This is a genomic window from Prauserella aidingensis, assembly GCF_024171865.1.
Lineage (GTDB): Bacteria > Actinomycetota > Actinomycetes > Mycobacteriales > Pseudonocardiaceae > Prauserella > Prauserella aidingensis.
Map to the genome: position 1 here is coordinate 64,610 of NZ_JAMTCN010000020.1, position 19,663 is coordinate 84,272.

At 72.3% G+C, this 19,663-nt stretch carries 16 protein-coding genes; 11 read left to right on the top strand and 5 right to left on the bottom strand.

Annotated features, from left to right (window positions below):
* Positions 1-5 precede the first annotated feature (5 nt).
* A complete protein-coding gene (locus tag LY13_RS25715; RefSeq protein WP_301299328.1) occupies positions 6-3,269 on the top strand; it encodes a glycohydrolase toxin TNT-related protein in 3,264 nt (1,087 codons plus the stop codon).
* Positions 3,266-3,538 carry a hypothetical protein gene (locus tag LY13_RS18685; RefSeq protein ID WP_253829876.1) on the top strand — a complete coding sequence of 91 codons (273 nt, stop codon included), beginning with the start codon at positions 3,266-3,268 and terminating at the stop codon, positions 3,536-3,538. Before LY13_RS25715 ends, LY13_RS18685 begins: the two co-directional genes overlap by 4 nt.
* 135 nt (positions 3,539-3,673) lie before the next feature.
* Here LY13_RS18685 and hisN read toward each other — a convergent pair whose 3' ends face one another.
* Positions 3,674-4,459 carry a histidinol-phosphatase gene (gene hisN / locus LY13_RS18690; RefSeq protein ID WP_253829877.1) on the bottom strand — a complete coding sequence of 262 codons (786 nt, stop codon included), beginning with the start codon at positions 4,457-4,459 and terminating at the stop codon, positions 3,674-3,676.
* A gap of 47 nt (positions 4,460-4,506) precedes the next feature.
* Here hisN and LY13_RS18695 point away from each other — a divergent pair, with 47 nt between their 5' ends.
* On the top strand, positions 4,507-5,196 hold the full coding sequence (locus LY13_RS18695; protein WP_253829909.1) for a response regulator transcription factor: 690 nt from the start codon (positions 4,507-4,509) through the stop codon (positions 5,194-5,196).
* A 65-nt stretch (positions 5,197-5,261) separates the two neighbouring features.
* Positions 5,262-6,542: an ATP-binding protein gene (locus tag LY13_RS18700; RefSeq protein WP_253829878.1), complete on the top strand. Its 1,281-nt coding sequence runs from the start codon at positions 5,262-5,264 to the stop codon at positions 6,540-6,542.
* 210 nt (positions 6,543-6,752) lie between these two features.
* Here the strand turns inward: LY13_RS18700 and LY13_RS18705 are convergent, their stop codons facing one another.
* Both LY13_RS18705 and LY13_RS18710 read right to left on the bottom strand, forming a co-directional pair.
* On the bottom strand, positions 6,753-7,274 hold the full coding sequence (locus LY13_RS18705; RefSeq protein WP_253829879.1) for a GtrA family protein: 522 nt from the start codon (positions 7,272-7,274) through the stop codon (positions 6,753-6,755).
* A 119-nt stretch (positions 7,275-7,393) separates the two neighbouring features.
* Entirely contained in the window at positions 7,394-9,952 is a 2,559-nt protein-coding gene (locus LY13_RS18710) for a sigma-70 family RNA polymerase sigma factor (protein ID WP_253829880.1), read from the bottom strand.
* Positions 9,953-10,210: 258 nt separating this feature from the next.
* Here LY13_RS18710 and LY13_RS18715 point away from each other — a divergent pair, with 258 nt between their 5' ends.
* The 4 genes from LY13_RS18715 to purE all read left to right on the top strand — a co-directional run bounded on the left by LY13_RS18715 (position 10,211) and on the right by purE (position 14,886).
* Positions 10,211-11,149: a GGDEF domain-containing protein gene (locus tag LY13_RS18715; RefSeq protein WP_253829881.1), complete on the top strand. Its 939-nt coding sequence runs from the start codon at positions 10,211-10,213 to the stop codon at positions 11,147-11,149.
* Between the two features lie 145 nt (positions 11,150-11,294).
* Positions 11,295-12,788: a glycosyltransferase 87 family protein gene (locus LY13_RS18720; RefSeq protein ID WP_372493857.1), complete on the top strand. Its 1,494-nt coding sequence runs from the start codon at positions 11,295-11,297 to the stop codon at positions 12,786-12,788.
* A 324-nt stretch (positions 12,789-13,112) separates the two neighbouring features.
* The gene (locus tag LY13_RS18725) at positions 13,113-14,297 is read left to right on the top strand and encodes a 5-(carboxyamino)imidazole ribonucleotide synthase (protein WP_253829882.1); all 1,185 of its coding nucleotides are present in this window, start codon (positions 13,113-13,115) and stop codon (positions 14,295-14,297) included.
* Between the two features lie 88 nt (positions 14,298-14,385).
* Positions 14,386-14,886: a 5-(carboxyamino)imidazole ribonucleotide mutase gene (purE, locus tag LY13_RS18730; protein ID WP_253829883.1), complete on the top strand. Its 501-nt coding sequence runs from the start codon at positions 14,386-14,388 to the stop codon at positions 14,884-14,886.
* 198 nt (positions 14,887-15,084) lie between these two features.
* Here the strand turns inward: purE and LY13_RS18735 are convergent, their stop codons facing one another.
* Positions 15,085-15,966 carry a LysR family transcriptional regulator gene (locus LY13_RS18735; RefSeq protein ID WP_253829884.1) on the bottom strand — a complete coding sequence of 294 codons (882 nt, stop codon included), beginning with the start codon at positions 15,964-15,966 and terminating at the stop codon, positions 15,085-15,087.
* Between the two features lie 220 nt (positions 15,967-16,186).
* Here LY13_RS18735 and LY13_RS18740 point away from each other — a divergent pair, with 220 nt between their 5' ends.
* Both LY13_RS18740 and LY13_RS18745 read left to right on the top strand, forming a co-directional pair.
* Positions 16,187-17,356 (top strand): acyl-CoA dehydrogenase family protein, encoded by a 1,170-nt coding sequence (locus LY13_RS18740; protein WP_253829885.1) that lies wholly within the window; start codon positions 16,187-16,189, stop codon positions 17,354-17,356.
* 292 nt (positions 17,357-17,648) lie between these two features.
* Positions 17,649-18,212, top strand: coding sequence for a hypothetical protein (locus LY13_RS18745; RefSeq protein ID WP_253829886.1), 564 nt, complete (start codon positions 17,649-17,651; stop codon positions 18,210-18,212).
* 29 nt (positions 18,213-18,241) lie between these two features.
* On the opposite strand, the gene LY13_RS18750 is transcribed toward LY13_RS18745, so the two are convergent.
* Positions 18,242-18,694, bottom strand: a complete 453-nt coding sequence (locus LY13_RS18750; protein ID WP_253829887.1) for an SRPBCC family protein — start codon at positions 18,692-18,694, stop codon at positions 18,242-18,244.
* 423 nt (positions 18,695-19,117) lie between these two features.
* Here LY13_RS18750 and LY13_RS18755 point away from each other — a divergent pair, with 423 nt between their 5' ends.
* Complete coding sequence (locus LY13_RS18755) at positions 19,118-19,645, top strand: GNAT family N-acetyltransferase (protein WP_253829888.1); 528 nt, start codon at positions 19,118-19,120, stop codon at positions 19,643-19,645.
* The last annotated feature ends 18 nt before the right edge of the window (positions 19,646-19,663 follow it).

Here is a 19,663-nt window from a genome sequence, read left to right on the forward strand (position 1 = left end):
GCGACATGGGGATCGAACTGCCCGCGGAACTCGCCGACATCGCCGCCGAGACCGGCGTCGCGTGGCCGCAGGCCGACGAGGACGCCATGCGCGAACAGGCGCGGTCGTGGCGGCAGGCCGCGGGGCAGCTGCAGGGGCTGGCGACGGAGGCGGACACCGTCGCGGGACAGGCCCTCGGCTCGATGAGTGGTGAGGCCGCCGACGCCGCGCGGCAGACGTGGTCGGGGTTCGTCGATCCGGAACACGGCAGTCTCACCAGGGCCGCGCAGGGCGCGGGCGACGCCGCCGACCGGCTGGACCGTGCCGCCGAGCAGGTCGGCCGCACCAAGGTCGAACTCGTACGCAAACTGCGTGACGCCGCGGTCCAGCGCGATGCGGCGGGCACGGCAGCCGACGCAGGCCATCCGGCCGCGCTCGCCGGCGTCGACACGGTCATCCAGGGCACGGCGGCCAACATGCGCGCCATCACCGGCGGACTCGCCGACACGGTCGGTGTCGACGGAGCGGGTCCGGGCGTCGCCCCCGACGTCGTCACCGACCGTCCGGGCCACACGGGCGGCGTCACCGGTTCCGGAGGCCCAGGAGGCGGCGGCCTGCTCGGCGCGCTCGGCCTGCCCGACGTGGCGGAGACGACCGCAGCCACCGGCGAGGCGGTGCTCGGCGAATCGGGCGGCGGCCCCGCCGGTCCGGGAAACACCGGCCTGGGACACAGCGGTCCCGGCGGTGGCGGCCTCGGGGATTCGCTGTTCGAGGACGCGTCCGGCCTGCTCGGCTCCGACGGGGACGAGGGGCACCTGCCGGGCGGACAGGGTTCGCCCGGCGGGCCGGGAACCTCTGGTCCGCCGGGGCCGCTCGGGCCGGTCGAGGACGTGCTCGGCCAGGACTCCCGGATCGGCTCGGGTGGTGCACTCGGTGACGCCTCGGACGTGCTGGGCGGCGACGCCGCGCCCGGTGGCCCCGGAGGTGTGCTCGGCGGCGGAGGCGGCGGTGCCGGCACGGCCGAACCCGGCCGCGACCTGCTGGACGGCGTCGAGGAACTGCTCGGCGGCCAGGACGGACCCGGTCACGGCGGGCCGGGAGGCCCCGGCACCTCCGACGGGCCCGGCTTTCCCGGCGGTCCTGGCTTCCCCGGCGAGTCCGGCGGCGAGGACACGCCGCCGTTCGGCCTGGGCCGCCCGCCCGTGCCCGGGGGCGAGTCACTGCCTGGCGGCGAGCCCCTGTCCGGTGGGCAGCCGGTGCCGCCGTTCGGCGGCGGTACCGGGGGTACGGGACCGATCGTCCTCCCGGACGCACCGACGCCGCCCGGAGGCATCCCCGTCGGATCGCCGTGGGGACAGCCCGCGCCCGGCGGTGACGCGCCGACTCCGCCGACCGGTACGAACCTGTCCGGATTCAGCGGACCGCCCGCTCCCGGGGCGCTGCCGCCCCAGGCGGGCGCGATCCCGCCCGCGGCAGGCGGCCAGCCCGGCGGGTTCGGACCGCAACCTCCTGGCCCGCCCGTGGGTGGACCCGTGGCAGGCGGCGGTGCGGTTCCCGGCGGCCCCGTCGCAGGGGGTGGTGCCGCGCCCGGCGGACCGGTGCCACCCTCGGCGGGTCAGGCAGGCGGTGCAGCTCAGCCCGGGCAGTACGGCCAGCAGAACCCGTACGGCCGGCCGCCCGCGGGGCAGCAGTATCCCGGCCAGCAATACCCGGGACAGCAATACCCGGGACAGCAGAACCCAGGGCCGCAGAACCCGGGACAGCAGAACCCGGGACAGCAGTACGCAGGCCGGCAGAACCCGGGACAGGGACAACAGCCGTACGGCAGGCCGCCCGCGGGCCAGCAGTACCCGCCGCAACCACCGGTCGGTCAGCCACCGCAGGCACGGAACGCACCGCCGGCGCCGGGCGGCGGGCCGTACGCCCCCGCGCCGGGAGGACCGCACCAGCACGCCGCACCGCCCCCGGCATCGCAGACGCAGGCTCCCCAGCCACCGGCTCCCGCATTGGGGTCGCCGAGGCAGGAGCGGGAGAGCGTCGTCGCGCTGTTCCTGGTCCACATGTTCCCGATCGGGCACCTTCCGGTCGCCTCCGACCGTCCGGCCCGGCAACTGCTCGCGGGCGAACCGGAGCCCGGTGCGCCCGCCGTGGCTCGGTTCGAGCCGCACGACCACCCGAGCTCGGACCTCGTCGAGCCGGACCAGGCGATCGACCTGTTGCGGCAGGGCGCTCGCCAGCCCGCGCCGCCACCCCCCGCCGTGCTGCCCTGCCCGCCGCCGGCCGTCCGGGACGGCTACGACCCGCTCGGCGGGATGCACGAACGCGACTGGGACGCCCGCTTCGTTGCCGCCGACAGCGCTCCCGCCGCTGCCGGCGGCACCGAGGGCGCAACCGCGGATGAGGTCGGCAGGGACGCCGGCGCCACCGATGGCCCCACCGTGCGGAACACCGACCCCGACAGCCCCGACCACGACGCCGATACCGATGCCGACCGGGCCGGCACCGACGGTCGGGTGGATTCCGACGACTCCGCATCCGCGCCGGCGGTCGACCACGTCACGGCGGCCGGGCAGGTCGCCGAGCCCGCACCGACCGGGGAGGGCACCGACCACGACGCCCCGGCTACTTCTTCCGCGGCCGTCGAACCTGCGACTCTCGCATCGTCGGCCGCCGGCGAGGAGCCCGCATACGTGTGGCCCCCGGCCGACGAGTTCCCCGAAGGCTGTTCCGCCGACGGAGAGCCGGAGGTGCTGCCTGCCGGCACGATGCTGGACCGGTTCGGCACCGCCCACGGACGGGTCTTCTCCGCCGACGGCACGCCGTTCGAGCAGCGCTCGCTGCCGCCGTCCCACCTCGACGCGGGCTACCGGCGTTACCGCGTGCTGCGGGACGTGCCGATGTGGCGTGGCGTGTCGGCAGCCTGGTTCGGACAGCCCGGTGGCGGCGCGCGGTATCGCGCCGTCTACAGCGCCGCTGAGCTCGTGACCCTCGGCTATCTCGCCGATGCGACGTTCGAGCCGGTCGACCCTCGGTCGACCGCACCGGCCACATCGGACGGGTCGACACCGGACGATTCGGACGACGGGGCCGCGGCGAAAGGTGACGCCGCCGCGGTCAGCGCCGTCCTCGACGGACCGGATGAATCGGACAGTGACGCCCACGGTTACGGCCCTGGATCCGACAGCGTCGACAGCTCCGAAAACGACGACAGCGACGAGAGCGCCGACGGCGGGAATGCCCGTCGGGCCGGCGGCGGCGCAGAGCGGAACCCGAAGGAGGACGCCTCGTGAACACCGAGTCGATCATGCGCTGGCTCGAGGCCGTCGGCGTGCCGCCCGAGGTGGTGTCGCTGGGCACCGAGGTCGACAACGCCTGGTGCGTGCTGCAGGAGGAGGACGTCGACGACGCGGGCGGAACCGCGTGGGAGGTGTTCTGGCGCGAGCAGGGCAACCGCTACGACTGGGCGCGGTTCACCAACGAGCAGGTCGCGTGTCACTACCTTTTCGGCAGGCTGACCTGGGCGCAGGTCGCCAGGGGCGCGGTCGGCGTCCTGCCCTGACCTCGCGCGTGTCCCGCGCCGAGGCCGGTCCCGATGTGACTCGGCAGCCACGAGCGCGGAACACGCGTGCCCGGGTGCAGAACGCGCGTGTCCGAGCGCAGGACACGCGCGTGCAGGATCGCAGGACGCGTGTCGTCAGCGGCGGCGGAGGTGGGCCAGCGCGGCGTCGTGGACCAGGCCGTTCGTCGACAGGGCGGAGCCACGGTCGAACCGGGCCGCGCCGTCGAGGTCGGTGAACCGTCCGCCCGCTTCGGTGACGAGGACCTGCGCCGCCGCGACGTCCCACGGGTTCACCACGGGCTCGGCGGCGACCTCCAGCGCACCTTCGGCGACGAGGCAGTGCTGCCAGAAGTCGCCGAAGGCACGGGTCTCCCAGCACGCCCTGGTCAGCGACAGGTAGGCCTCCTGGGTGCGGTGTTCGGCCCAGTTGTTGAGGTCCGTTGTGGACACGTAGGCGTCGGCCAGCTGCGGCACCTGCGACACCGCCAGCTTGCGCTCACCGGCCGAGTCCCGTAGCCACGCGCCGCCGCCCTGGCTCGCCCACCACCGCCGGCCCAGCAGCGGCGCCGTGATCATGCCGACGACCGGCACGCCCCCGTCCAGCAGTGCGATGAGCGTCGCCCAGATCGGCACGCCGCGCAGGAAGTTCTTCGTGCCGTCGATCGGGTCGAGAACCCACACGCGGCCGGGTGCGGCGATCGACCCGCCGCGTTCCTCACCAGCCACGCCGTCGCCGGGGCGCCGGTCGGCGAGGATGCCGCGGATGGCGTCCTCGACGTCGGTGTCGGCGTCGGTCACCGGAGTACGGTCGGGTTTGGCCGTCACCCGCAGGTTCTGGGTGCGGAAACGTTCCATGGTGATGGCGTCGGCCGCGTCGGCGAGTTCGGCCGCCAGCGCTGCATCGTCGGAGTAACGGGACACATCACGATGGTTCCACGTGCCCCCGCCGTAAGGTTGACCAGGTGAGCATGGTCCTACTCGCCGAAGACGATCCCGCGATCGCGCAGCCGCTGTCCCGCGCGCTGGAACGTGAGGGGTACGAGGTCGTCGCCGTCACGGACGGTTCGGCGGCGCTCGAAGCCACGGCCTCCGAACGCGTCGACCTGCTGGTTCTCGACCTCGGCCTGCCCGAGATGGACGGGTTGGAGGTGTGCCGCAGACTGCGGGCGTCGGGCGCGCAGACGCCGGTGCTGATGTTGACGGCCCGCACCGACGAGGTCGACTTCGTCGTCGGCCTCGACGCGGGGGCCGACGACTACGTCGCCAAGCCGTTCCGGCTCGCCGAGCTGCTCGCGCGCATCCGGGCTCTGCTGCGCAGGCGGTCGCCGGGCGCACTCGACGTCGGCGGTGTGCGTATGGACGTCGCCGCGCGGCTCGTGACGGTCGACGGCGAGGAGGTGCAGCTCGCCAACAAGGAGTTCGAACTGCTGCGGGTCCTGATGAGCAGGGCGGGACAGGTCGTCAGCCGCGAGGAGATCCTCGCCGAGGTGTGGAACGACCTGGACACCGAAGCGCTCAAGACGTCGAAGACGCTCGACATGCACATGTCGTGGTTGCGCAGGAAACTCGCGGTCGCGGCGGGCAGGGATCCGCGGAAGTCGAACGAGGAGCACATCGCGACGGTGCGCGGCGTCGGGTTCCGGTTCAACGTCGAATGACGACGGGCACCGAACGGCCGGGACGTGGGCGGCCGGGCACGAGCGGGTAGGGACACAGGCGGGGTATGCGGCGGCGAATTCTCCTGGCGATCCTGTTGGCCGTGCTGGTCACCGGGGTGGCGTTGGGCGCACCGCTCGGGGTGACCGGCGTGCTCCTGGTGGAGAACTTCCATCGGGAGGAGCTGACCAACAGTGCGCAGCGGATCGCGGCGGCCCTCGACAACCAGCTCGCCAACCGGCACGACCTGAACCTGCGGCACATCCGGTCGGCGATGCCGCGGGACGCGCACCTGGTCGTGCACCACGGCTCCGCGGCGATCATGGAGGCGGGCCCGTCGACGGGCGACGACGTGATCAGCGAACAGCAGCCGATCGCGGGCGGCCACATCGTGATGACCCAGCCCGCGGGGGAGATGCGGACCCAGCAGACCCAGGTCGCGATCGCCGTCGTGTTCGTCGTGGTGCTGTCGGTCGGCATCGGCACGTTCGTCGCCACGGTCACCGCCAACCGTCTCGCGCGCCCGCTGCGGCACGTCGCCGACCGCGCGGCCCGGCTCGGCGCGGGCGACTTCCGTCCCGACAGCAGGCGCTACGAGGTGGCGGAACTGGACATGGTGGCCGACGCGCTCGACTCGTCGGGCACGGCGCTGGCGCAGCTGGTGCAGCGGGAACGGCAGCTGGTCGGCGACGTCTCGCACCAGCTGCGCAGCAGGCTCACCGCGTTGCAGTTACGCCTCGAGGCGCTCGGCCTGCACCAGGACCCGGACGTCGCCGAGGAGGCGCACGCGGCACTCGAGCAGTCCGACCGGCTCGCGGGCGCCCTCGACGAACTGCTCGCGGCGGCCCGCGCCGCCAGTGAGGTCGGCACCGAGCCGGTGTCGCTCACCGAGATGCTGCCCGAGATCAGCGACGAGTGGCGCGACGTCCTCAAGGCCGACGGGCGCACCCTGCGGTTGCGGATCGCCGACGGGCTGATGGTGCGCGTCACGCCGGCACGTCTCCGCGAGATCATCGGCGTGCTGCTGGACAACGCGATGCGGCACGGCGCGGGCACCGTCACCCTCGCGGCCCGGCGCGGTGACACCGACGGCACGGTCGTCGTGGAGGTCAGCGACGCGGGTGCCGGGGTTCCGGACGAGCTGGCGCCGCACGTGTTCGACCGCGGGTTCTCCGGCGCCGGGTCGACGGGTGTGGGGCTCGCGCTGGCGCGGGCGCTGGCCGAGGCCGACGGCGGCAGGCTCGAACTGTCCACCCGCGCACCGGCGACGTTCAGCCTGTTCCTCCGAGTGCCGACCGCGGGCGACGTCCCCGCGGTCGAGTGGCCCACGGAGAAGGTGCCCAGATAGCAGGCTCGACTCGGCAGGCTTGACTGCCTGCGGAGCGTTTCGTCGACGCGGTCGCGTCGGCGTCGCCGCGTTGGGTGGTGGCGGGTGACGGGTGGGCGTGCCCAGATAGCAGGTTCGACTCGGCAGGATTCCGTTTCCGCAGGAGGCGGCTGTGCAACCAAGGTGCCCCCGGCTGCGTTCAGTGCAACCAAGGTGCCCTTGGGGGCGCGGTCAGCGGCCGGCGGCGACGTTCTCGCGGCGGATGCCGCCGAGTTCGTCGGGGAAGACCCACTTGCGGAAGCCCCAGAAGCGGAATCCCATCGCGAGCAGCATGCCGATCACGGAGCCGCTGACGAAATCGGCCGTCTCCTGGACGAACAGCGACACCTCGGGCCGTTGCAGGTGCAGCACGTAGCGGGAGATCCACAGCGGGACCAGGTTCACCGCGACGGCGACGCCGCTGATCACGAAGAACAGCGTCGCCTCGTGCCCGGTCTCCCTGCCGCCGCGGGTGCGGAACGACCATTCGCGATTCAGCACGTACGACACGATCGTCGCCACGAGGATCGCGATGGCCTTCGCCGTCGTCGGCTTGTCCGTCAGGACGGTGAACTTCAGCAGGTACCAGATGCCGTTGTCGACCAGGAAGGTCGTGCTGCCCACGACCGCGAACTTCAGCAGTTCACGGTGTTTCACCAGCAGTGAGCGCAGCGGCCCCGGCACGCGCGCCAGCACGGTTTCGACGACGGACACACATCGCAGTGTAGCCATTCGCGCCGGTCGGGACCGCCGAACGGTGGAACGTCACGTGCCGGATGTCTGCACCACGCCCAGGTCGACGGCCGATCGTGACGCAGCGCACCCGCCGGGTCTCAACGTGAGTGGCCGTACGCGTTGCCGTTGCCCTGGCCCTTGCCGTTGTTGCCCGGTCCGTCGCCGTCGTCCTGTCCGTCACTGTCCTGGTCCCCGGACTCATCCGGCTCACGGGGCCACGGTTGGGTCGGCAGCGGCACCTCCACGGTGTCGGTCGTCGTCGTGGAGGTCGCCGATCCCGACCCCGACTCGGGAGCCGGGGCGGTCGCCGAACCCGACGCGTCGCTTGGCCGCGCCCCGGTGGGCGCCTCCGCCGATCCGGAGCCCGGCGGAGGGCCGGTCACCGACGCCGAGCCCTCGGCGTCCGGGTTGGTCGGGGCCTCACCAGTTCCGGAACCGGACTGTGGATCGGGCGTGGGGGCCACGATGCTGCCGACACACCCGAACGGCAGCGGCCAGCACTCCATCGACCGGAACGTCGCGGCGTCGCTGTCGGACGCGTCGCCGAGCGTGCCGGTGAACGTGACGGTGACGTCGTCACCGCCGCGGTCGCGTCCCCAGGCCCAGCCGTTGCCGTTACCGGGGCCGTTGCCGAAGCCGATGCCCTCGGTGCCCCTGGTGACGCGCACCGTCCTGGTGTCGCCGGGTTCGAGCGCCGTGCGCGACGTGCACGACAACCGTTCGGACGGTCCGGTGTTGCAGGCCATGTCGAGGCTCGTCCCCGAGACGGGCCGGTCGGAGGTGAGGGTGACGGTGCCGGTGCTGTCACCCGTGTTCTCGACGGTGACCCGGGACGTCAACCCGGCCACGGACCCGCTCGCGCGCACCTCGATGCCGTCCTCGGCGGGCGGCGGGGTGGGCTTCGGCTCGACCGTGACGGGCACCTGGAGTGACACGTCGACGGCGCCGCCGCCGCTGATGCTGCCGGTGACCTGGCCGGACTCGGCGTCGGCGGAGGCCTGCAGGCGGAACACGAGCGTCATGGACTCGCCGGGTGCCAGGCCGCGGCCGGTGGAGCACGTCACGGTGCCGGTGCCGCCGGGGCAGGTGATGCGTTCGCCGCCACCGCCCTGGCGCAGCGTCCCACCGCTCTGACGAGCTGCTCCGCCGGACGGCGACGCGCCGCCACCCGTCGGAGCCGGGGCCACGCCGCGCCGACCGGCGCCCTGCCGGCCGCCGCCCTGCTGATCGGCGCCCTGCTGATCGGCGCTGCGCGGGGTGCCGGTCGCGCCCGCGGTCGTCCCGCCGCCCCCGCCACCGCCGAGGGCGCTCACGCCGTTCGGCAGGTTCAGCGTCACGTCGATCGGGTCGGACAGGGTGCCGCCGTTGTTGCGCACGGTGATCGGCAGGTCGGCCGGTCCACCGCCTGCGACGAGCTCGACGCCCTGCTGGTCCACGGTCGCCCCGACCGAGGCCGGTTCCGGCGAATCCGGCTCCGACACGTTCGGCGCGGGTGGGGGCTGCTGCGGTGCGGGTTCGTTCGGGGCGGGTCGCGGGTCGTTCGGAGCGGGCTGTCCCGGCGGGGGAGCGGCGGGCTCGTTCGGTGCCTGCGCGGCGGGCGGCTGTTGTTGCGGCTGTTCGGCGGCCGTCGGGATCTGCTGCCCGCCGCCACCGGCCGTGAGCGCCAGCGCGACGGCGGCGGCCATCGCGACACCGGAACCGGCCACGCCGACGAACTCGCGGGGCGCACCCGCGGCGGCACCCGCGGCGCCGCCGCCGGAACCACCCGCGCCGGCCGCTGCTCCTGCGGAACCGGCCGCCGTTCCCGCGCCGATCGCCGTCGCCGCCGCGGCTTTGCCACCGCCTGCCACCGCCAGGTAGCCCAGCACCCCGCCGCCGAGAACGAGCGGAGCGATGACGGCGCGCAGTGCACCGTTGACGTCGGCGAGTTCGGCGGCGAGCGCCTGACAGTCGGCACAGTCGTCGAGATGCGCCTCGACCTGCGCGCGTTCCCGCTTGGAGAGCCCGTCACGGGTCCAGGCGCCGAGCTTGTCGGCCGTGGCGTGGCAGGTGCTCGCGCTGACCTCGGCGAGATGCACCTGCAGGTACGCCTGGCGCAGACCTTCGCGCGCCCGGTAGGCGAGTGCGGACACGCTGTTGGCCGTCAGGCCCAGCAGCGGCGCGACCTCGGCGGGCGTGGCACCTTCGATCTCCGTGTGCCACAGCACCGCCTGCCAGCGTTCGGGCAGCTTCGCGAACGCCTTCGCGGCGAGCGTGCGCTCCAGACCTTCGAGGGCCGTGTCGGAGAACTCCACGGTCAGCGCCTCGGCGCCGGCGCCACCGACCGTCGTGACGGTCGTCATGTCCTCGGCGAGGTCGAGCTTCTTGTCACGCCGGGTCTTGTCGTAGGCGCCGTGGCGCACCGCGGTCAGCAGGTACGCCCGGAACGCGCTGTCCGGACCTTTCCCGCCGCGGAGCGTGTCCAGGACCTTCGAGAAGGCGTCCGACACGAGGTCGTCGGCCTCCATCGAGGTGCGTGCGAGTTGCCGCGCCAGGTTGTACGCGGCGGATACGTGACGTTCGTACAGCGTCCCGTAGCACTCGAGCTGGCCCGCGCGTACCGAGGCGATGAGTTCGGCGTCGCTCATGCCCTGCGGGTCGGTGGGTGCGGTGCTCACGGTTCTCCTCTCAGGTCGTCCCGTACAGGGGGACGCACTGCGAGGCAAAGTGTGACGGACATTCGGGGAAGCGTCACGCGGAGGGTCGTCACGTCACCCGGATCGATTGCGCGGTGACACCTCATCGCTCGCGCGGCGACGCCTGATCGCTCGCGCGGCGACGCCTGATCGCTCGCGCGGCAACTTTTCGCCTTCCCATACCGTCATGCGAGGCGATCTCGGGCGTCTCCACCGTGACGAGCCGACAAGGAGGCGCGAGTGGACGTGAGTGCTGGCGACGTGCAGGGTGTGCCGTTCGCCCTGCCGGACGAGCAGGGCGGCGGATCGGGCCCGGGCCGGCAGCCACAGGCCGTGCAGGGGACGCGGAGCGAGCGGGAACCACAGGCGGCGCTCCGGCGCCGATGGCGGACCGCGAGCCTGGCGTGCGGCTGGCGGTTCCCCGACGACTGGGACGTCGCCGAGGTGGACCTGGTGTGCTCCGCCGTTGCACGGTCCGGGCTGGACGGCGCGGGCGCGGCGCTGGTGGCGCTGGCCCACGCCCGGGCGGCGGCGGGCACGGGACTGGAGGAGACCCTCGGCGACCTGGCCGCGTTGCACGGGGTGTTGCAGGTCGGCGCGGGGACGTCGGCGGGCGAGCCGAGCCACGCCGACACACTCGACGCCATCGCCGAGGCGGCCGACGTCGACGCGCTGCCCACCCGGCTGCTGCGGATCGTCGCCGTCGCGTGGGCGGAGGTCGCGCTGAACGACGTCGGCGCCACCGAGGTGCACGACTCGCTGACCGGCCTGCCGACCCAGGCGTACCTGCGTACCCGGCTGGCGGAGCTGTACCGCGAGGCCGCCCGCGACGGCGTGTGCGTGGCCGAGGGACACGTCCTCATGGTGATCTCGCTCGGCTTCGACGACACCGCCGTCTACCTGCGGCCCGCGGGCATGATCCTGGCCGCCGACGTGCTGCGGCAGGTGTTCGACGGCGGGGAGAGCCACGCCGTGCTCGGCGCCTCGACGGTGGTCGCGGTCGTCCCGCGGTCCGACGAGGTAGCCCGCCGTGCGGTGCGACTCCGACGTGACCTCACCGAGCGGTTCGCCGTCGACCCGCAGCTGGCCGAGGCCGGGTCGGCACGGGTGAACGTGGTGCGCTTGCCCTCCTCCCACGACGACGCGTGCGACCTGCTCGAATCCCTCGCGGCGCGGTAGCCGCGTGGCCGATCGTCAGGGGCCGGGCGGCACCGGACGGCCCGGCGGCGACCGGGCACGGGCGGCACCGGGCAGGCGGCGTCGAGCGGCCCGCGTGGTGTGGCCGACGCCGAACTCACACGGCGTTCATGGTTTCCTAGAAAGAGTGAGCACCCCAGACCTGCGCGAGGCCGACACGTCGGCGCACTCGGCGCCGGCGGACTCCCGACAGGAGCCCGCCGGGGCGGCGTCGCTGCAGCTGCGGGCCTCGGTCGAGCGGCTGCTCGCGCGGCCCCGCTCGCTGGCGCTGGTGCTGGTACTGCCCGCGCTGATGATCGTGGCGGGCGTCGTGGGCTGGCTGCTGGACCTGCAGCTCGGCGTGGACTCGGCGGTGTACCGCGCGGGCGCCGTGACCCTGCTGAGCGGTGACCCGCTCTACGAGAGCAACACGCTCGCGCCCGAACCGTTCTGGGCGCTGCTGCCGTTCACCTACCCGCCCACGGCCGCGCTGCTGTTCGTGCCGTTGGCCGTGTTCCCCGTGCAGGTCGCGTGGGGTGTGCTGTCGGCGGTGTCGCTGCTGGCCATGACCGTCGTCATCCGCGTGGCGCTGGCGGCACTGCCGCGGCCGAAGGGCGAGCTGCCGGTGTGGGCGTCGCCCGCGCGCGTGACCGTGCTGTCCGCGGTGCTGTTCTTCGCGCTCGAACCCGTGTGGCGGACGATCTTCCTCGGTCAGATCAACCTCATCCTCATGGCGTTGATCGTGCTGGACGTGCTGGTCGTCTGCGCCCGGGGCAGCCGGTGGGGCGGCGTCATGGTCGGTGTCGCGGCCGCGGTGAAGCTGACGCCGCTGATCTTCATCCCGCACCTGCTGTTCACCGGACGGCGCATGGACGCGCTGCGGGCGATGGGCACGTTCCTCGGGCTGCAGGTGCTGATGTTCGCGCTGATCCCGTCGGACGCGTGGCGGTTCTGGACCCACACGGTGTTCAACGCGGGCCGCATCGGGCCGATGCACTGGGCGGGCAACCAGTCGCTCAACGGGCTGTTCAACCGCATGACGGACCTGGCGCCGTGGGCGTCGAACGCGGCGATCGTCGTCGGACTGGCGCTGGCTCCGCTCGCGGTGTGGCTGATGCTGCGGTTCCACCGCAGCGGCCGCCCGCTCGAAGCGCTGTTGGTCACGGCGTTCTACGCGTTGCTGCTCTCGCCGGTGTCGTGGTCGCACCACTGGGTGTGGGCAGTGCCGCTGATCATGGTGCTCGTGTCGAAGCTGCCGCACGCCGACCCGGTGAAGACGCGGAAGCGCTGGATCGCGGCGGGTGCGGTGTTCGTGGTGTTCGTCAGCTGCGTGCTGCTGGTCCTGCCGAACGGCCGCAACCTGGAACTGCACTGGGCGTTCTGGCAGTACATCCTCGGCAGCGCGTACCTGCTGGTGCCTGTCGTGCTGGTCGCGGTCCTCGCCGGCCGCCGGCTGTGGCGCAACCGCGACACCCTGCGCGGATCGCTGCGCGACCGCGACACGCTGATCGCCCTGCTCCGTGGCAGGGCGGGGACGACGGCGCGCGAGGACGCTCAGCCGTCGGCGGCCGACACCGCCGAGTCCGGCCGGGTCGGTTCGAACTCCGCCGGTCCGAGTGCGGCCGGTTCCGACCAGCGCTAGACCGGAACGTCGGCGAGCCCGGGATACGCCACGTTCGGGGTCGAGCGCGCGGACGGAATGAGCCGCGGCGAGCTGCCACCATGACCGCATGTGCGTCGCTTCCGACACCGGAGACGAGCCCCGCGGCACACGCGTGCGGCTCCCACTGATCCCGGCTTCCGGACCACACCGTGTGGACGTCACGAACGACGACATCGAGGAGATGCTCGTTCGCGACGAGGCCGGGCGCTGCCAGGTGGAGGTGCCGTCGGATCAGTGGCGGTGGTGACACTCGGGGGCGGTTCGTGACGCGGCCGGATCGGGGCCGCTTAGGCTGAGCGCGCTATGGATACGCGTACCGGACTTCCCGTCGTCGGCATGGTCGGCGGCGGTCAGCTCGCCAGGATGACCCATCAGGCCGCGATCGCGCTCGGCCAGTCGCTGCGAGTGTTGGCCGTCGGCGAGGGCGAAGCGGCGGGCCTCGTCGCCGCCGAGGTCAGCCACGGCCACCACACGGACCTCGACGCGCTGCGCACGTTCGCGCGCGGCGTCGACGTGCTGACGTTCGACCACGAGCACGTGCCCGGCGACCACCTGCGGACCCTCGCCGACGAGGGGTTCGTCGTCCGGCCCGGGCCGGGTGCGTTGGCGTTCGCGCAGAACAAGCTCCTCATGCGGGAGCGGATGGCCTCGCTCGGCCTGCCGAATCCGGCGTTCGTCGAGGTCACCCAGGTCGACGACGCGGTGAAGTTCGGCGACGACCACGGCTGGCCCGCGATCCTCAAGGCCGCGACGGGCGGTTACGACGGCAAGGGCGTGTGGCAGCTCGCTTCCGCCGACGAGGCGCGGAAGCAGATCCCGGAGCTCCTCGACGCGGGCATGTCGCTGCTGATCGAGGAGCGCGTCCCCATGGTCCGCGAGCTGTCGGCGCTGGTCGCACGGTCGCCGTTCGGGCAGGGAGCTGCCTGGCCGGTGGTGGAGACCGTGCAGGTCGACGGCATCAACACCGAGGTCCTCGCCCCCGCGCCGGGCCTGTCCGAGGCCGGTACCCAGCGGGCACAGGACGTCGCACTGCGCATCGCCGAACAGCTCGACGTCGCCGGGGTCATGGCCGTCGAGCTGTTCGAGACCCACGACGGTGGGCTGGTGATCAACGAGCTGGCGATGCGCCCGCACAACTCCGGCCACTGGACGATGGACGGCAGCCGCACCTCGCAGTTCGAACAGCACATGCGCGCCGTCCTCGACTATCCCCTCGGCACGACCGATCCGCTGTCGCCGACCGTCATGGCCAACGTCCTCGGCGCGCCCGAGACGCCGACGATGAGCGTGGACGAACGCCTGCACCACCTGTACGCGCGGTATCCCGACGTCAAGGTGCACCTCTACGGCAAGGGTGAACGTCCGGGGCGCAAGCTGGGACACGTCAACGTGCTCGGCCCGATCGACGAGCCGACCCGGGCGAAGGCGCGGATGGCGGCGCACTGGCTGTCGGCCGCCGAATGGCCGGACGGCTACAGCATCCACTGAGACACCCGATGGACCGGGCACCCGACCCGTCGGACGCGGCCGCTCCGGCCGGGCCGAGCACCACGACGAACCTTGCGGGAGGCAGGACATGAGCACACCGGACGTCGGCGTGATCATGGGCAGCGATTCGGACTGGCCGACGCTCGAAGCGGCAGGGCAGGCGCTCGCCGAGTTCGACGTCGGCTACGAGGTCGGCGTGTACTCGGCGCACCGGACGCCGCAGCGGATGCTCGACTACGCCCGTGACGCCGCGGGCCGGGGCCTCAAGGTGATCATCGCGGGAGCGGGCGGCGCTGCGCACCTGCCCGGCATGGTCGCGTCGGCGACGCCGTTGCCCGTGATCGGTGTGCCCGTGCCGCTCAAGCACCTCGACGGGCTCGACTCGCTGCTGTCGATCGTGCAGATGCCCGCGGGCGTGCCCGTGGCGACCGTGTCGGTCGGCGGCGCCCGCAACGCGGGCCTGCTCGCGGTGCGCATGCTCGCCGCAGGCGACCCGGAGCTGCAACGGCGGATGACGGCGTTCCAGGCCGACCTCGAACAGCTCGTCCACGACAAGGACGCCGCCCTCCGCGCCCAGCTCTCCGACTGACCACCGGAGCGCGCGTCCTCCGCTCGCATCCGCGTGTTGCGGATCCCGGGGCCCGTGTTGCGCTTTCGGGGGCTCGTGTTGCGGATTCCGGGGCCTGTGTTGTGGGTTCCGGGAGACGTGCAGCTTCGGAGACGTGCGACCCGAGACGTGCAACCCCGTCGGCGGGTTCCCGCCGACGTGCAGCGCCCCGGGAACACCTCACGGAGCGGCGACGGCTCGCAGTACCTCGAGGGCGCGGACCGCGGCGGGGTGGTCCGCGACGGTCCGCTTCACCGACACCGCGATGTGACGCACCGGTTCCGGGGCCGCCAGCCGGACGGTCGTCAGCCCGGGAGGCAGGTCGCCGATGCCCAGCCGCGGTACCACGGTGATGCCGATTCCCGTGCCGACGAACGGGATCGCCGTCTGGTAGTCGTGTGTCTCGACGGCGAACTTCGGCGAGAATCCCGCCTCGGCGCACGCGTCCAGCAGGACCCGTCTGCACGTGCCGCGGTGCAGGTCGTTGTCGACCCAGCGTCGCTCGGCGAGCTCGGCGAGCGGCACCTCGTGGCGGTGCGCGAGGGGGTCGGTGTCCTGGACGACGGCGAGGAACGGGTCGTCGACGATCGGGTGGACGTCGGCGTGACGCGCGTGTTCGATTCCGGGCGCGTCGACGAACAGGTCGATGTCGGGCAGCTCGAGACCGTCGCGCTGTTCGGTCATGCGCAGGTCGAGCCGGAGTTCGGGGAACTCGGACTGCAGCGCGGCCACCACCGGCGGCAGCCAGGTGGCACCCGCCGAGGCGAAATAGCCGATCGACAGGCTGCCCACGCGGCCCGCGCGCAGGTCGCCGACCACGCCGTCGAGCGCCGACAGCGCACTGAACACGTGCTCCGCCTCGCCCGCGAGCGTGCGGCCCGCGGACGTCGGTTGGATGCCCCTGCCGACACGGTCGAACAGCCGCAGCCCGGTGTCCCGCTGCAGCGCGGCGAGTTGCTGGCTGACCGCCGACGGCGTGTACCCCAGGGACGTGGCTGTGGAGCGGATCGATCCGGTCGCGATGACCGCCCGCAGCAGCCGCAGTTTCGCAACGTCGAGCATGCCGACGACTGTATTCGTTCACTGAACATTACGGGCCGAATATTCGTTCCAACTGTCGTGTTTCGCCGGTCACACCCACCCCTACGCGCGGGTAACATGGGTGGGCCGGATACTGCGTCGAAAGACCGTCGACGACCACTGCGGTCAACGACACAGACAGGCGACGTGAACGACGCCTAACATCGGTGCGAGAACCGACGCAGAAGGCTTTGGACGAAAGGTGACGCAGGTGAGCGAGGGCCCAGGCCTCTACCAGCTGGCGGAGGAGCACGAGGAACTGCGCGCGGCCGTGCGTGCGCTGGCGGAGAAGGAGGTCGCTCCCTACGCCACGGAGGTGGACGAGCAGGAGCGGTATCCGACGGAGGCGCTGGACGCGCTCAACAAGGCAGGCTTCAATGCGGTGCACATCCCCGAGGCCTACGACGGTCAGGGCGCCGACGCCCTCGCGGCGTGCATCGTGATCGAGGAGGTCTCGCGCGTCGACGCGTCGGCCGGTCTCATCCCGGCGGTGAACAAGCTGGGTACGCAGCCGATCATCCTGTCGGCCTCGGACGAGCTGAAGAAGCAGGTGCTGCCCGACATCGCTGCGGGCAAGGGCGCTTCCTACGGCCTGTCCGAACGCGAAGCCGGCTCCGACACGGCGTCCATGCGCACGCGCGCGAAGCAGGACGGCGACGACTGGGTGCTCAACGGCACCAAGTGCTGGATCACCAACGCCGGCGAGTCGACCTGGTACACGGTCATGGCCGTCAGCAACCCGGATGCCGCGAAGCCGTCGCAGGGCATCTCCGCGTTCGCCGTCCACTGCGACGATCCCGGCTTCTCGGCGGGCCCGAAGGAGAAGAAGCTCGGCATCAAGGGTTCGCCGACGCGGGAGATCTACTTCGAGGACTGCCGCATCCCGGGTGACCGCATCATCGGCGAACCGGGCACGGGCCTGAAGACCGCGCTGCTGACGTTGGAGCACACGCGCCCGACGATCGGCGCGCAGGCACTCGGCATCGCACAGGGAGCGCTCGACGCGACGGTCGACTACGTCAAGGAGCGCAAGCAGTTCGGCCAGGCCATCGGTGACTTCCAGGGCGTGCAGTTCATGCTCGCCGACATGGGCATGAAGGTCGAGACGGCGCGGCACATGGTGTACGCGTCGGCGGCGGCCAGCGAGCGCGGCGACGAGCGTGCGGCCTTCATGGCCTCCGCGGCCAAGAAGTACGCCTCCGACGTCGCCATGGAGGTCACGACCGACGCCGTGCAGCTGTTCGGCGGCGCGGGCTACACGCGTGACTTCCCGGTGGAGCGCATGATGCGCGACGCCAAGATCACGCAGATCTACGAGGGCACCAACCAGATCCAGCAGGTCGTCATGGCGCGTTCGCTGCTGAAGGGCTGAGTTCCCGACGCCCGACCGTGCGGAGGGCGTCCGACGTGCAACGGGTGCGGCCACCGACGGTGACGACATCGCCGGTGGCCCCACCCGTGTCGGGTCCCGAGGCACCCGTGTTGCGGATTCGCGGGGCCGTGTTGCGGTTTCGCGGGGCCGTGTTGCGGATCCCGGAGGTCGCGTTGCGGTTCCGGGGGCGCGTGTTGCGGATTCCGGGGCTCGTCCCGGTGGGGCGGCGGCCGCGTACCTCATCGGTGGCCGGTGGTCGCCCGCCGGAGGACGTCTGCCACAGTGCCGACGTATGGACCCCGAAGCATCCGCCGAGTCCGCCGAATCGACCACCCGTGGAGCGCGGAGGCCGCCGTATCACGTCCTGGCCATCGTGGCGGCGTGTGCGATGCCGGTCCTGGCCGTGCTCCTGCGCGTGCCGGTCGCCCAGGGGATGTGGGCGCTGGGCGGCGGCACCGTTCGCGGGCTGATCGTCGTCGTCGGCGTTCTGGCGGGGTCGACCGTGCCCATGGTGTACGGCATCCACCGGCTCGTGGAGCGAACCGGGGCGCAATGGTGGCTGCTCGGCGTGGTCCCCGCCGCGCTCGCGAGCGTGATCGTGTTGCTGGTGCCGGAACGGACGCACGTCGAGGACGTGGTGCGCGACATGCAGATCGGGCCGTCGGCGGGGGTGGCCAAAGCGCTGCTGCCGACGTGCCTCATCGCCGTCGCGGTCGTGTTCGTGTCCGCGGCGTACGTGTTCGGTGTCCTGCGTGGTGACCGTGACACCCCGCGCGGCGGCTGGCGCACCCTCGCCGTCGTCCATGTCGTCGTGTGGATCGCGCTCACCGCGGCACTGGCGTTCACGATGGTCTGAGTGTCGCGGCCGGGCCCGAGCCGTCGGGCTCACTGTTCGAGGTAGGCCTTCGCGGCGGCGATCTCCTCGCGGACCTCGGGTTCGAGTTTGCGGTCGAACAGGGGCTCGGCGAGGGGCTTCGCCCACGGCGCGAAGTCGAACTCCAGCGTGCGGATCACGCGGGTGCCCTCATCGACGGGCCGGAATTCGAAACCGGCCCGGAACTGCGCCGTGGCGTGGGCGATGCGATTCCGTGGCCGCGGTTCCAGGCCGATGTCGATGCGGTTCCCGCGTCGCCGCACCCACTGGACGACCTTGGGCTGGCGCAGTCCGACCAGCTTCGGCCTGCACGCGAATCGCACCGTGTCACCGTCGCGTTCGGACCACAGCACCGGGCGGATCTTGTGGTCGACCTCGTCGGCGTACCTGGCGATGTCCATGACGAGGTGCAGAAACCGGTCGGGTGCTACGCGAACGGTCTCCTCGACACGAGCGACAACCATCTTCGTACGGTACCGGCGCGGTGGAGCGGGGCACACCGTTGCCGATCGAGCATGGTCTGCTGGTGTGACTGGGTGCGTGTACTCGGCGGTTGAAGTACTGGCGCGGTCGCAAGCTCGACGCATGCCCTCCCCGGCCTCGCCGCAACAGCCGGCTCTTCCTCACGGGTGTTCGGGCCCGTGACCCGGGGAAACGGGCGCAGCCCGACGTAACGCGTCACCGTCGCGTGGTCGGCTCGCCGCTCCGGTCGGCGCAACACGCGCCCCGGAACCTGCAACACGCGCGCCCCGGAATCCGCAACACGCGCCCCGGAACCTGCAACACGCGCCCTCGAATCCGCAACACGGCGGGTCTGAGTGCAGGACACGCGTGGCGTCGATCTCGTACACGAACGCAGTGGACGTGTCCGCTGGGATGATCGGGTCATGCCCGCCCCGACGTCACCGCAACAGCCCACATCGCCGAAACCGTCGTTCACGATCGCTCCCGCGGAGGTCGACGCCGCCGAGTCGGTGCCGGTGCTGCGCGCGTACTTCACCGAGCTGTGCCGTCGGTACTACTCGCGGCCGATCACCGACGAGGACGTCAACGCCGCCATGGCCGACGAGCCCGGCACGGATCTGCGTCCGCCGACGGGAGTGTTCCTGCTCGCCCGGCAGAACGGTGTCGTCGCGGGGTGCGTCGGGGTGCGCTACCTGGCGGCCTACGCCGAGCTGACGAAGATGTTCGTGTTGCCGGAGTTCCGGGGGACGGGTCTGGCGCCGCGTCTGCTGTCGGCCGCCGAGGACCGAGCCCGCGCGCACGGCAGTCCGGAGATGCGCCTGGGAACGCGGCTGGACCTCGTCGAGGCGCGGAGCTTCTACGTCCGCAGCGGATATCGCGACGTCGATCGGTACGGCGACCCGTACGCCGAATGCTGGTTCGCGAAGCCACTGGCAGCACCGGAGCGCTGACCTCGGGCGACAGCCTCT

Coding starts and splice junctions, on each gene's coding strand:
- LY13_RS25715 (WP_301299328.1), top strand. CDS start 6: ATGGGGATCGAACTGCCCGCGGAACTCGCCGACATCGCCGCCGAGACC.
- LY13_RS18695 (WP_253829909.1), top strand. CDS start 4,507: ATGGTCCTACTCGCCGAAGACGATCCCGCGATCGCGCAGCCGCTGTCC.
- LY13_RS18700 (WP_253829878.1), top strand. CDS start 5,262: ATGCGGCGGCGAATTCTCCTGGCGATCCTGTTGGCCGTGCTGGTCACC.
- LY13_RS18725 (WP_253829882.1), top strand. CDS start 13,113: ATGGATACGCGTACCGGACTTCCCGTCGTCGGCATGGTCGGCGGCGGT.
- purE (WP_253829883.1), top strand. CDS start 14,386: ATGAGCACACCGGACGTCGGCGTGATCATGGGCAGCGATTCGGACTGG.
- LY13_RS18735 (WP_253829884.1), bottom strand. CDS start 15,966: ATGCTCGACGTTGCGAAACTGCGGCTGCTGCGGGCGGTCATCGCGACC.
- LY13_RS18745 (WP_253829886.1), top strand. CDS start 17,649: ATGGACCCCGAAGCATCCGCCGAGTCCGCCGAATCGACCACCCGTGGA.
- LY13_RS18750 (WP_253829887.1), bottom strand. CDS start 18,694: ATGGTTGTCGCTCGTGTCGAGGAGACCGTTCGCGTAGCACCCGACCGG.
- LY13_RS18755 (WP_253829888.1), top strand. CDS start 19,118: ATGCCCGCCCCGACGTCACCGCAACAGCCCACATCGCCGAAACCGTCG.